At 67.1% G+C, this 12,680-nt stretch carries 11 protein-coding genes; 2 read left to right on the top strand and 9 right to left on the bottom strand.

The genetic code is table 11. The features are described from left to right. Positions 1–76: 76 nt before the first annotated feature. The 4 genes from blaL1 to AC3WTC_RS01130 all read right to left on the bottom strand — a co-directional run bounded on the left by blaL1 (position 77) and on the right by AC3WTC_RS01130 (position 4,927). Positions 77–946 carry a L1 family subclass B3 metallo-beta-lactamase gene (gene blaL1 / locus AC3WTC_RS01145; protein WP_492710146.1) on the bottom strand — a complete coding sequence of 290 codons (870 nt, stop codon included), beginning with the start codon at positions 944–946 and terminating at the stop codon, positions 77–79. 93 nt (positions 947–1,039) lie between these two features. Next, positions 1,040–3,466, bottom strand: coding sequence for a TonB-dependent receptor (locus AC3WTC_RS01140; protein ID WP_492710144.1), 2,427 nt, complete (start codon positions 3,464–3,466; stop codon positions 1,040–1,042). Positions 3,467–3,536: 70 nt separating this feature from the next. Beyond that, complete coding sequence (locus tag AC3WTC_RS01135) at positions 3,537–4,397, bottom strand: FecR family protein (protein WP_492710142.1); 861 nt, start codon at positions 4,395–4,397, stop codon at positions 3,537–3,539. Beyond that, positions 4,394–4,927, bottom strand: coding sequence for an RNA polymerase sigma factor (locus AC3WTC_RS01130; protein ID WP_492710140.1), 534 nt, complete (start codon positions 4,925–4,927; stop codon positions 4,394–4,396). The genes AC3WTC_RS01135 and AC3WTC_RS01130 overlap by 4 nt, the downstream gene beginning before the upstream one ends. Positions 4,928–5,133: 206 nt before the next feature. On the opposite strand from AC3WTC_RS01130, the gene AC3WTC_RS01125 reads away from it, so the two are divergent. Both AC3WTC_RS01125 and AC3WTC_RS01120 read left to right on the top strand, forming a co-directional pair. Continuing rightward, on the top strand, positions 5,134–5,400 hold the full coding sequence (locus AC3WTC_RS01125) for a hypothetical protein (protein ID WP_025874431.1): 267 nt from the start codon (positions 5,134–5,136) through the stop codon (positions 5,398–5,400). Between the two features lie 14 nt (positions 5,401–5,414). Then, positions 5,415–6,593 carry a low temperature requirement protein A gene (locus tag AC3WTC_RS01120; RefSeq protein WP_492710138.1) on the top strand — a complete coding sequence of 393 codons (1,179 nt, stop codon included), beginning with the start codon at positions 5,415–5,417 and terminating at the stop codon, positions 6,591–6,593. Between the two features lie 188 nt (positions 6,594–6,781). Here AC3WTC_RS01120 and AC3WTC_RS01115 read toward each other — a convergent pair whose 3' ends face one another. From AC3WTC_RS01115 to AC3WTC_RS01095, 5 genes are all read right to left on the bottom strand, one after another. After that, on the bottom strand, positions 6,782–7,423 hold the full coding sequence (locus tag AC3WTC_RS01115) for a response regulator transcription factor (RefSeq protein WP_492710137.1): 642 nt from the start codon (positions 7,421–7,423) through the stop codon (positions 6,782–6,784). Then, entirely contained in the window at positions 7,416–8,474 is a 1,059-nt protein-coding gene (locus AC3WTC_RS01110; RefSeq protein ID WP_492710135.1) for a sensor histidine kinase, read from the bottom strand. The genes AC3WTC_RS01115 and AC3WTC_RS01110 overlap by 8 nt, the downstream gene beginning before the upstream one ends. 178 nt (positions 8,475–8,652) lie before the next feature. After that, positions 8,653–9,390 carry an MgtC/SapB family protein gene (locus tag AC3WTC_RS01105; protein WP_492710133.1) on the bottom strand — a complete coding sequence of 246 codons (738 nt, stop codon included), beginning with the start codon at positions 9,388–9,390 and terminating at the stop codon, positions 8,653–8,655. 25 nt (positions 9,391–9,415) lie between these two features. Then, positions 9,416–12,175 (bottom strand): magnesium-translocating P-type ATPase, encoded by a 2,760-nt coding sequence (mgtA, locus tag AC3WTC_RS01100; protein ID WP_263928904.1) that lies wholly within the window; start codon positions 12,173–12,175, stop codon positions 9,416–9,418. Positions 12,176–12,234: 59 nt separating this feature from the next. Then, entirely contained in the window at positions 12,235–12,534 is a 300-nt protein-coding gene (locus tag AC3WTC_RS01095) for a hypothetical protein (RefSeq protein WP_032974628.1), read from the bottom strand. Positions 12,535–12,680 lie beyond the last annotated feature (146 nt).

Raw genomic sequence — 12,680 nt, 5'->3', positions numbered from 1 at the left:
ACTAATCCCCGGGCAAAGAGGGGGGGGGGGGGGGGAAGGGGGGGGGGGGGGGGGGGGGGCTCGCCCCCGCGCCTGGTCAACGCTGCTTTTCGCGTTGCTTCTTCAACTGCGCGTCGAAATTGCGTTCGGCCGTGTCGGCGTAGTCCTGGCAGGTCATTGCCTTGGCACCCGCTGATGCACCGGCGGCGTAGTTCCAGCCGCTGGCGCCGGGATGCGGGGTCAGCAGGACATCGCAGGGCAGGGCGCGCACCGTGGCGAAGCTGCGGCGATAGTCCTCGATCAGGTGCGGGTAGCGCGGGTTGGCCTGCAGCTGATAGCCCGGCGCACTCAAACTGTCGGCGTAGACCATGCGCACCGGCTTGCCGCCCCGGGTGTCGGTCCAGGTCCAGGCGGTGCTGCCCGGGGTATGGCCGGGCACGAAGTGCGCGGTGATGTCGACGCCACCGAGCGAGACCACCTCGCCATCCATGATGATCCTGTCCGCCGTTGCCGGCGGATAGGTGATGTCGTCGCCGAAGTGCAGGTCGTTGCTGCCGCCACGTGCCAGCAGTACCGCAGATTCGGCATTTGCGACGATCTGCGCAGCGGTACTGCGCTTGAGCGCAGCAACCGGGCCGGCGTGATCGGCGTGGGCATGACTGAGCAGGATCAGGCGCAGATCTTGCGGCGCAACGCCGCGCGCTTTCATGTTGCGCAGCAGGTGGTCGGCCATCTGCGGCATGCCGCCATCGAGCAGCACCGCGCCCTGCGGCGTCTGCACCAGCAGTGCGGTCAGGTCTTCGGTGCCGATCTGCCAGGTGTGATCGGCAATCTGCAGCGGCGCCATCGGCTGCAGCCAGGAGGCATCAACGGTGTAGGCACGCAGTTGCGGCAGCGTCGGTTCGGCGGCAGAGGCCGCAGCGGGAAGCAGGGCAGCGAGCGTGATGGCGAGGGTCTGCAAGCGCATGGGAGGGCACCGATGTAGGAGGCCCAGAAACTAGCATGGGCCTCCTTCATCGCGTCACGCATAGAATTCATGGCACCCATAAGGCGCCATGTCTCAGTAGCGATACTGCCACCCCAGCGTAAGCACTCGCCCACGCCCGGCGAAGTAGCTCGGGTTGGATGGCGTGGTCTGCGAGTAGTAGGTGATGTACTGCTTGTTGGCGAGGTTCTGCACGCCCAGGGTGAAACTGCTCTTGCCCAGCGCATAGCGGGCGACCAGGTCGACCGTGGTGTAGCCCTTGAAGCTGGCCACCGGCACGCCGCGCAGGTCGAAGTCGCGATCGAAGGCATGGCTGGCCTGCAGACGGGTGCTGAGCTGCGAGGTCCAGCCCTGTTCCCAGAACGCGGTCAGACGGTTCGGGGCGATGTTGACGCCTGCCAGATCGCTTTCCAGACGACCATCCAGGTCGGCGTCATAGCGGCCATTGGCGCGGGCATAGCCCATGCCGAGGTGGCTGTCACCCAGGCGCAGGCGCAGGTTGGTCTCGAAGCCTTCCACCCGGGTAGCCTGGCGCTGCACGTTGTAGGCATCGATGCCGGCGTCATAGACCAGTACCGAACCCAGCTTGGATTCGGAGGTGTAGTACGCGATATCGCCGCTGAAGCGGCCGTCGTCATACTCCAGCCCGATCTCGCGGTTGTCCGACACCACCGGCGACAGGTCCACCAGGTTGTCCACGCGCTGGCCATCGCGATTGATCGCGCGCAGCACGCGGCCAACATCGGCAACGGTGTAGCCTTCCGAATACGACGCGTAGGCATTGAGACGGTCATTGATGTACCAGACCGCGCCGAAGTTCGGCAGCGTCTCGCTCATCGTCGGTTTGCCGCCGGCCACCTTGCGTGCGCCGTAGCGGGGCAGGGTGGTGTAGTCGCCCACCTCCAGCTCGCCCTTTTCGTAACGCAGGCCTGCGGACAGCATGACGTGGTCGGTGGGCCACCACTGCAGCTGCAACAGCGGCGACAGGCTCTGGTAGGTGGTCAGCGGCACCCAGTTCAGGCCGCTGGCCAGCAGCACCTGATGGGTGCGGTCGCGCAGGCCATCCAGCCCGAGGGTCACGTCCAGCGAGGTGTCGCCGATGCGACGCCAGCTCTGGGTCAGCTTGAAGCCGCGTTTGTCTGATTCATTCTGGGTCTGGTCCCAGGCGGCGTTGGCACCCGTGTTGCCCCAAGGGTCCCACTGGCTGGCGCCGTAACGCCCTTCGAAATCGACCGCGAAGGCCTGTGCCAGGAACTGGCCGCCGAACAGATCGGCATTGCCGTAGTCCAGGGTCAGCGAGCGTGAGCGGTTCATCGGCGGATCGAGCGGCGTATCGCCGGGCACCGACGTGGCCGGGCGACCGGTGCGGAAGTTGCCATCCACAGGCAGGTAATTGTCCAGGCCACGCAGTTCGTAGCGATTGGCCATCAACTGCACGCGCTGGCCTTCGGCGATGTTCCAGCCCAGCTTGGCGAAGATGTTGGTCGAGGTCGAATCCATCAGCTCGCCCTGCGCGTTGGTGCCGATCGCACGGCCGTCGCCGTCGTAGTACAGGCCCTGCCGTTCATGGGCGAGGCCGGCCACGAGGTCGAACTGTTCGCCGCGGATGCCCACCAGTGCCGAAGCGCGCTGGCCGTCATCATCGCGCCGGCGCGGCGAGGCGGCGGTGAGCGAAAGGCTGCTGTCCAGCAGGAAAGCACCCGGTTCGCTCGGCGCACTGCGGGTGATGATGTTGACGATGCCGCCGGTGCCGCCGATGCCCTGCAGCGCGTTGGCACCGTGGATCACTTCGATGCGTTCGATCATCGCCGGATCGATGGTATGCGAATCACGCGAGCCGTCGCGCAACGGGGTTGACTGCGGCACGCCGTCGACCATGTACAGGATGCCGCGCCCGCGCATGCTTTCGCCATAGTTGGACATCTTCTCGCGTGCCGGAGCGAAGGCCGGGATCTGCGAGGACAGCACGCGTGACACATCCGAGCCCAATGCCAGCTGCTGCTGGACATCCTCACGGGTGAGCACGGTGATGGTGTTTGGCATGGCGGTCTCGCCCTGCGGCATGCGCGCGGTGGACGCCGACACAGTCACTCTGCCAAGCGAGGTTGCGGCTGCCGGCGCTGGCGCAGTGCGCGGGCGCTCCGTGTTTGCCGCCGCAGCTGCCGTAGCGAGCGCGCTGCGGATCACGAACACGCCCGGCGAGCGTTCCTCGATGCTCAGGCCCTGGCCGGCAATCAGCCGTTGCAGTGCTTCGCGCGGGGCATAGCGGCCGTCCAGCGCTGGCGCCTGGCGGCCGGCAACGCTGTCTGCAGCGAACAGCAGCTGGATGCCGCTCTGCCTGGCCACCGCATTGAGTGACTGTTGCAGCGGGGCGGCCGGAAGATGGACGTCCACCGCCGTGGGGGTGGACTGCGCCGCCGCCGGAAGGGCGGCGCACAGGCTGACGGCCAGCAGGGCAGGCGTCAGGCGGCGCAGGGCGGCGGGCAGGGCAATGCGGGTCATGCGGGGTCCTTCAGAGGGGTTCATGCAGCAGCCGTATGAGCAGGGCCATAACCCACCCTCGGTGCCGAATTCAGTGGCGTGCGGAGATGTGCACGCTGCCGTCGCCGCGGACGTGGACGGCGACGGGCAGGATCTCCGGCAGCAGCGCCAGCGCGGTGGCGGCATGGTCGCCATCGAACACGCCCGATACCTGCAGCGTGGCCAGTCCGGGTTCGTCCAGTACGATTGCGCCGTGGTGATAGCGCTGCAGGCTGCGTACCACCTCGCCCAGCGGGGCCTGCGCGAACTGCAGTCGGCCCTGCGTCCATTCCCCGCTGCCAGTGGCGATCGGCTGCGGCAGCTGCACCGGCCCTGTCCCTGCCAGCAGCTGCTGGCCAGGCTGCAGGTGCTGCTCGCCGTCACGGCCAGCAACGCGCACGCCGACCTCGCCTCGCCACAGGCGGACTTCACTGCGGTCACCGCGTCGCTCCACGTCGAACACCGTGCCGTAGTTGCGCACCTGCACGGGCCCGGCATCGACCTGGAACCGGCGCCAGCGCGAGGGCGCCACGTCGAAGCGGGCGCGTCCGGAGACCAGCACCGCGCGGCGCGAACGCAGATGGCTGCGCACCTGCAGATGGCTGCCCGCATCCAGCTGGATACGGCTGCCATCGGCCAGCAGCACGTTGCGACGTTGGCCGATGGCCGTCCGGTAATCGTGCTGTTGCCAGCCGGGATCGACAGCGTAAAGCCCGCCCAGTCCAGCCACCAGCAGCAGGCCGAGCGCAGCCCCGCCGATCTGCCGGCTGCGGTGGGGGCGATACAGTTGCGCCGGATCGGGTACCGGGAACAGTGCCTTGAGGGTGTCCCGATGTTGCTCCAGCAGACGATCAGGCGAAGGCGTGCCGGCCTTGTCCGGGAGTGGAGGGCGCGGGCGAGGGGGCGCTGTCACGTCAGCGCCCTCACCGGCAGCGCCTGCCGGCAATCGACCATCGCCAACCGCAGATGCCGCTCGACCGCCTTCAGGCCGATGCCCATGCGGCGGGCAACCGCAGCCTGCGGAACGTCATGGATCTTGTGCAGGATGAACACCTGGCGGCGTCGACAGGGCATCGCACGGATGACGTCGACAAGCCGTGCCAGTTCCTGCGCGGCAACGGCCTGTCTGGCCGGGCCGGCACCTTCGCAGGCGGCATCGGGCAGTTCGGCACGCGGTTCCACCCACTGGCGACGTAGGTCTTCAGCACGGCAACGATCAACCGCAGCGTCATGCGCCATCCGTCGCAGCAGCGCCATCGGCTGGCGCACGCCGGCCGGTTCGGGGCGCTCCAGCAGGCGTACGCAGACGTCGTGCACCACCTCGCGGGCCAGCCCGGGTGAGGCGAAGCGACGGCGCAGGTAATCCACCAGATCCTCGTAGTGGCGCACAAGCGAGGACACCAACGGCAGCACAGGTGGCGGGGAGTGCGGTGGCGTGGACATCCGGGAGAGCGGCGTAGGCAGGAAGGGGTGCCACGCAGGGCCAGCCCTGCGCGGTGCCACGATAGTAATGGGAATGGTTCGCATTTGCTATCGGATGAGCGACGACGGGATTGTTCGCGGTGCGCGGAAAGTGAATCCATGATCACCCTCTGCAGCGCACACTCGGCCGCAGATAGGCTGCATGGCAGCCATCGGGGAGAGTGACCATGCACGTGCTTCTGGTGATCGTCGGCGGGTTCCTGCTGCTGGCCGTCTTCGCGCTGTTCGGCAGGCTCTGGAGCACAAGCAGCCCTCAGCTGCCAACGGCGCTGCTGGCCTTCATCGGCACCTGGCTGCTGGTATCGGTGGCCAACATGTGGGTGGGGGTCAGCCGGGCGGGCTATACGGTGCGCGAGGAGTTGCCGATCCTGCTGCTGGTGTTTGCCGTGCCGGCGCTGGTGGCCGGTGTCATCTTCTGGCGGCTGGGCCGCTGAACCGAGGATCCGTGATGCCGGCAACGCCCCGTCTTCCTGCCCTGCGTCGTCGCGACGGCCATCATGCACGGGTGACCTACGAAGAACTTTTCTTCGACCTGGTCTATGTGTTCGCGGTCACCCAGCTCAGCCACCACCTGCTGCACCACCTGGGCCTGCTGGGCGTGCTGCAGACGCTGGTGTTGTGGTTTGCGGTCTGGCTTGGCTGGCAGTACGCGTGCTGGGTCAGCAACTGGTTCGACCCGGAGGCGCCGCGTATCCGTGGCCTGTTGTTCGTCACGATGCTGCTGGCGTTGCTGATGTCTTCGTCCATCCCGGAAGCCTTTGCCGGTCGCGCCTGGATGTTCGCCGGTGCCTACGCCACGATGCAGGTAGGGCGGACGCTGTTTGTGCTGCTGGAAGTAGGGCGCTCGCACCCGCTGGCCGCCAACTTCAGGCGCATGCTGGCCTGGGTCAGCGTTTCGGCCTGTTTCTGGCTGGCCGGTGCATCGGTCGAGGGCAATGCGCGGCTGGCATTGTGGGCGGTGGCTGTCGCCTGCGAGTACATCTCGCCGATGTTCGGCTTCGCGTTTCCGGGCCTTGGCCGTTCGCGTACCCGCGAGTGGACCATCGAAGGTGGGCACCTGGCCGAGCGCTGCCAGTTGTTCGTGATCGTCGCATTGGGTGAGACGTTGCTGGCAACCGGCGGCGTGCTGAGCGAGGTGGAGCACTGGAGTGGCGCGGTGGTGTCGGCAGTGCTGGCGACCTTTGCCGGTACGATCGCGATGTGGTGGCTGTACTTCGGCATCTCCAGCCGCGACGCCACCGACACCATCACCCGTTCCGACGACCCGGGCCGCATCGGCGCCTATTTCCACTACGTGCACGCGCTGCTGATCGCCGGCATCATCGCTACCGCCGTTGGCAACGACCTGGTGATGGACGAACCGGAGGCGAGGGTGACCCTGTCGTATGCCGCGATGCTGGCAGCGGGGCCGTTGATCTACCTGCTGGGCAGCGCACTGTACAAGCGGGCGGTCTACGGCCGCGTGCCGCACTCGCACCTGGTGGGGGCAGGGGTTCTGGTCGTGCTCGGCTTCGTGCTGCCATGGATGCACCTGCTGGCGGCAGGGTGGCTGACCAGCATCGTGCTGCTGGTGGTGGGGCTGGCCGATACACGGTTGAAACGGAACATCGCAGCGGCGCGCGGGTAACGGCCCCGGCTCAGTGAAGGGCAGCGGCCATCATCGCCAGCTTGCCCACGGTGTTGAGGTTGCGTGCCGTGCCGTGTGTGATGCAGGGTACGCGCAGGCGTGAAGCGGCCATGCCATCGCCGCAATGGATGAACAGCTTGCGCCGGTGTCGCCGACATTGGCCGCGCGCAGCAGGGCCACGCAGGCGGTCATGGCGCAGCGGCCTGCAGCCGGTCGTACATGCGCACCAGATCGACCAGCGTGCGTGCTTCCATCTTGCGCATGACCTGCGCGCGACGCACCTTCACGGTGATCTCGCTGACCCCCAGGTCGGCGGCGATCTGCTTGTTCAGGCGACCGCGCACCACGCCGGCAACCACCTCGCGCTCGCCGGCGTTCAAGGTGCCCCAGCGCAGCTGCAATGCCCCCAGCGCATCACCCTCGCGGCGCCGCTGGCGATCGATCCCGATGCCTCTGTGGATCGCGTCCAGCAGTTCCTGGTCGCGGAACGGCTTGGTCAGGAATTCGATGGCGCCGTCCTTGATCGCATTGACGCCCATGGCGATGTCGCCATGGCCGGTGATGAACACCACCGGCAGGTGCAGATCGTGGCTGGCCATGCTGCGATGGAAATCCAGTCCGCTCTGCCCGGGCATGCGCACGTCCAGCACCAGGCATGACGGAGCGTCGTCCCGCGGGTGGGCAAGGAATTCCCCGGTGGAGGCGAAGGCCCGCACCTGCAGGCCCATCGAGGCCAGCAGATCCTCCAGCGCGGCGCGCACCGAGGCGTCGTCGTCGATCACGTAGACGATCGGTGACGGTTCCACAGGTGTTGTGGTCGGTTTACGCATGCGCAGCCTCCGTGGCCGTGGGCAGCTCGAAGATGAAGCAGGCGCCGCCACCGGCCGGTCGTTCGGCGCGGATATGGCCGCCGTTGGCTTCGATCATGGAGCGGCTAAGGCTGAGGCCCAGGCCGAGACCGTTCGCCTTGGTGGTCCAGAATGCATCGAATACGCGGTCAGTCTGCTCCGAGGGCAGGCCGACACCACGATCGCGCACGCTCAGGCTGACGTGGCCGCGGCCATCGTGCGCCGTCAGCAGGGACAGCCTACGCTCGCTCACGGGCGTGTCCGACATCGCATCGACGGCGTTGAGGATGAGGTTGCCGATCACCTGCTGCACCTGCACGCGATCGGCGTGGGCGGGTGGCAGGTCGCTGCCAAGCACCAGCGCCACGGTCACACCATGCTGCTCCAGTTCGCTGCGCGAGAGTGCCAGCATTTCCTCGGTGGCCAGGTTGAGGTCGAAGGCTTGGCGCTCTGGCGCGGCGCCTTGAGTCAGGCCGCGGATGCGGGCAATCACGTTACTGGCGCGATGGGTGTCGGCGACGATGCGGGCGATGGTCTGGCGCGCCTTGTCCAGGTTCGGCGGTTCCTGGGCCAGCCAGCGCTGGCTGGCTTCGGCGCTGCTGGCGATGGCCGCCAACGGTTGGTTCACTTCATGTGCGATGGAGGTGGTCAGCTCGCCGACGGTGGAGGCGCGGGCCACCCGCAGCAGGCGCGCCTGTGCATCCTGCACCGCGGCCTTGGCCGCTTCCATCTTCAATGCCAGGTAGGTGGTGATGCCGATCACCAGCATGCCGATCGCTGAATTGACCAGGCCGATGCGGTAGGTGCCGAAGCGGGTCAGGAAGAAGCTGAGGCCGGTCAATGCGATGCAGACTGCCGCAAGGGCGATGAGGCCGCGCGCGGGCAGCCGCCGTGACGCTGCGAGGATGACGGCAGCGTAGAAGCAGGCAGCGGCAACGGCGTAGTCGGTAACCGTATCGACCAGGAAGATGGCCGCCATCACGATGATCAGGGCCAGCACGACCAGTGGGCGGCGGGGCGACAGCGATGGCATCGGGATAGCTCCCTGGCGTGGGTGGAAAGGATAGCAAAGCGCTGTTCAGTAGATGCCGACCTTGGTCGGCATGCGCCAGAGAGATGCTGGGTAGTGCCGGCCGCTGGCCGGCACCTGCCAAGGCGGTGCACGGTAGCGCCGGGCCATGTCCGGCGGAATGCATCATCAGCGGCCGGCACTACTCTTCCAGGCTGGCGTTCCAGAATCCCTGCAGCACGCCCGGCGTGGCGGCCAGCGCTGCCAGCACTGCATCCAGTTCAGCGCCATCGACCGTGGTGGCGTACAGCACCGCTTCGATCTCGACATCGCGCTCGCCGAAAGGCCGCTGGTCGACCGCGCGTACCGGGTACTGCGCCTGCTCCAGCAACAGCAGCAGCCGGTCCAACACTTCGGCCTGCTGCTCACGCTGGCAGACCACGTTGATGGCATAGGTGGCCTCGCTGAAGGCTTCCGGCAGCGGCTGCCGCTGGATGCGGTTCACCACCGGCCGCAGCAGGGTATTGGCAGCCAGCACGAACACCGCCGCCAGTACCGCTTCAGGCAGCAGCTTGATGCCGGCGCAGGCGCCGACCGCCGCCGAGCCCCACAGCGTGGCGGCGGTGTTCAGGCCCGACACCTGGGCGCCATCCTTCATGATCGCGCCGGCACCGAGGAAGCCGACGCCGGAGATCACGTAGGCCACCACATGCAGTGGCGACGGCGGCCCGCCGTACAGGTCGTGGAAGCGCATGGCCAGGTCGACGAACACCGCTGCGCCCACCGCTACCAGCGTATTGGTGCGCAGGCCGGCGGTGCGCTGGCGGAACTGCCGCTCCAGGCCGATCAGCGCACCCAACACGAAGGCGACGGACAGGCTGATCAGCGAGCTGAGGGTGGCGCCCGCGTTGAACGCGGGCAGGTGGGGGTTGAAGTCCATGAGGGTTCTCCCTGCGCCGGTGCGTTTACTGCCAGCCGTAGCGGCGGATGTAGAGCTTCTTCAGCGCGGTGGTCAGCACCGCATAGCCGAACAGGATCGCCACCAGGAACGGCCAGTAACCGGCCGGCAGTGCCTGCAGCTTGAAGTAGCCGGCCAACGGGCTCATCGGCAGGATCACGCCGATGGCCATGATCGCCCCGGTCATCAGCAGCAGCGGCGGCGCGGCGATGCTCTGCAGGAACGGTACCTTGGGCGTGCGGATCATGTGCACGATCAGCGTCTGGGTCAGCAGCCCGACCACGAACCAACCCGACTGGAACAGGCCCTGATCGGCCGGCGTGCGTGCATCGAACACGTACCACATCAGGGCGAAGCAGCTGAGGTCGAAGATCGAGCTGATCGGACCGAAGAACACCATGAAGCGGCCGATGTCCGCCGGGTTCCACTTCAGCGGCCTGCGCACCAGCTCCTCATCCACGTTGTCGAACGGAATGGCGATCTGCGAGATGTCATACAGCAGGTTCTGCACCAGCAGCTGCAGCGGCAACATCGGCAGGAAGGGCAGGAACGCCGAGGCCACCAGCACCGAGAACACGTTGCCGAAATTGGAGCTGGCGGTCATGCGGATGTACTTGAGCATGTTGCTGAAGGTGCGCCGCCCCTGGATGACACCTTCTTCCAGCACCATCAGGTTCTTTTCCAGCAGGATGATGTCGGCGGCCTCCTTGGCGATGTCCACCGCACTGTCCACGCTGATGCCGATATCGGCGGCACGCAGTGCGGGAGCATCGTTGATGCCATCGCCGAGAAAGCCGACCACCTTGCCCTGCGCGCGCAGCTCGCGCACCAGCCGTTCCTTGTGCAGGGGCGTGAGGCGGGCGAACACGCGGTGCTCCTGCAGTGCACGCGCCACGGCAGCGTCGTCCATGCGCTCGATCTGCGGGCCGGTCACGATCGTGTCGGCGTCCAGGCCGACCTGGGCGCAGATCCGCGCGGTGACCAGTTCGTTGTCGCCGGTGAACACCTTCACTTCCACACCATGCGCGGCCAGCGCCTGCAGTGCGTGAGCAGCGGATTCCTTCGGCGGATCGAGGAAGGCCACATAGCCCACCAGGGTCAGATCCCGCTCGTCGGCCTGCGAGTACACAGTCTGGGTGGCGGCGGTCTCCTTCATCGCCACCGCCACCACGCGCAGGCCCTGTTCGTTCAGTTCCTCGGTGGTCTGCCGCACCCGGGCCAGGCGCTGCGCGTCCAGCGGCATGTCCCGGCCGTTCTCGCGCACGGTGCTGCACACCGCCAGCATCTCCTCCACCGCGCCCTTGCAGATCAATTCGTGATGGTCCTCGCGCTCGGAGACCACCACCGACATCCGACGGCGCTCGAAGTCGAACGGAATCTCATCGACCTTGCGGTAGTCCTGCGACAGGCGCAGCGAGCTCTGCAGCTCCACATGCTCCAGCACAGCACGATCCAGCAGGTTGATCAGGCCGGTCTGGAAGTGGCTGTTGAGGTAGGCGAAGGTCAGCACCTCCTCCGAATCCTGCCCGAACACATCGGTGTGCCGCTCCAGCGCGATCTTGTCCTGGGTGAGGGTGCCGGTCTTGTCGGTGCACAGCACTTCCATCGCACCGAAGTTCTGGATCGCGTCCAGGCGCTTGACGATCACCTTGCGCCGCGACAGCAGCACCGCGCCCTTGGCCAGGGTGGAGGTGACGATCATCGGCAACATTTCCGGGGTCAGGCCGACCGCCACCGACAGCGCGAACAGGAATGCTTCGGTCCAGTCGCCCTTGGTCCAGCCATTCACCAGCAGCACGAACGGCACCATCACCAGGGCAAAGCGGATCAGCAGCCAGCTGACACTGTTGACCCCGGCCTGGAACGCTGTCGGCGCGCGATCGCTGGCACTGCTGCGCTGGGCGAGGGTGCCGAAGTAGCTGGTGTTGCCGGTGGCCAGCACCAGTGCTGTTGCCGTGCCGGACACCACATTGGTACCCATGAACAACAGGTTGGCCTGTTCCATCAGGCCGGCGTCGGCGTTGCCCGGCTGCACGAACTTCTCCACCGGCAGCGATTCGCCGGTCATCGCCGCCTGTGCGACAAACAGATCCTTGGCGGCGAGCACGCGGCAGTCGGCCGGGATCATGTCGCCTGCCGACAGCACGATATGGTCACCCGGTACCAGAGCGCGGATCGGCAGGTCCAGCAGCCGTGCCGGCCGACGGCTGTGCAGCTGCGCGCCGAAATACTGGTCGGCCACCTCCGCCGCCTCGGTGCCCGCAGCACGGCGCAGCACGCGGGCGGTGTTGCCTACCAGCGCCTTCAGCCGTTCGGCAGCGCGGTTGGAACGCCCCTCCTGCACGAAGCGGATCAGGGTGGACAGCACCACCATCGCGCCGATCACCACCGTCGCCTTGGCGTCTTCGGTCAGCCAGGACACGGCCGCCAGCACCGTCAGCAGCAGGTTGAACGGGTTGCGATAGCACTGCCACAGATGGCGCCACCACGGCAGTGGCTTCTCGTGATCGACCTCGTTGGGGCCGAAGCGCAGCAGGCGCTCTTCGGCCTCGTGCGGGCTGAGACCATCGACATGTGACTGCAGGGTGGCCAGCGCATCGGCTTCGCTGCCCTGTGCAAGCGCGAGCAGTCCAGCAGTGAGCGCGGTGGGCGCGGCCTGCGTGCTGCCACGGCCGTACCCGGCTTCGGGCATCGCGCGACGACCGAACAGGTTGCCCGCGCGACGGCTGCGCAGGAAGGCGTTGAACCAGGCGTTGAGCAGGCTCATGGGAAGGTCCTCTTGGAGCGGCGCCGGGCGCAGCCGGCGCGTGGAGCGGAAGGGGGGTATCAGGCGTGGCGCATGGCCAGCACCGACGGCGACCAGGGCTGCATGCGCAAGCGTTGGCTGCCGCCGATGCACAGCGGCTTCATCGCATCACGCAGCGGGTAGGGCAGGTGGCGCAGCACGTTGATGCGCTCGCTGATCGGCAGCAGCGATAGTGCGTCGGCCACCACCCGTGGCGAGCCGAGGGCCAGCGAACGGGCGAACAGGACAGGGCCGTGCTGCAGCAGCAGGCTGCGCAGGCCGGAAACATCGCGCTCACCGATCAGGCGGCGCACGGTGATGTAGAGAATCTTGTAGGACATGGGATTCCTCCGGGCAGGCGCTGCCCGGGGCTCCCATCGCTTACACGGACAGGAACCGGCCGTCAGTCGCCAGCAGTGAACAAGTAGGCAGGCAGGGGCGCGCGTTGCGCCCGGCAGGGTCGGGATCCATCTGCGTCTCCGCGTGG

The sequence above is a fragment of the Stenotrophomonas sp. FW305-C-20-S1 genome (assembly GCF_058783335.1).
This window is presented reverse-complemented; position numbering and strand designations above follow the sequence as displayed.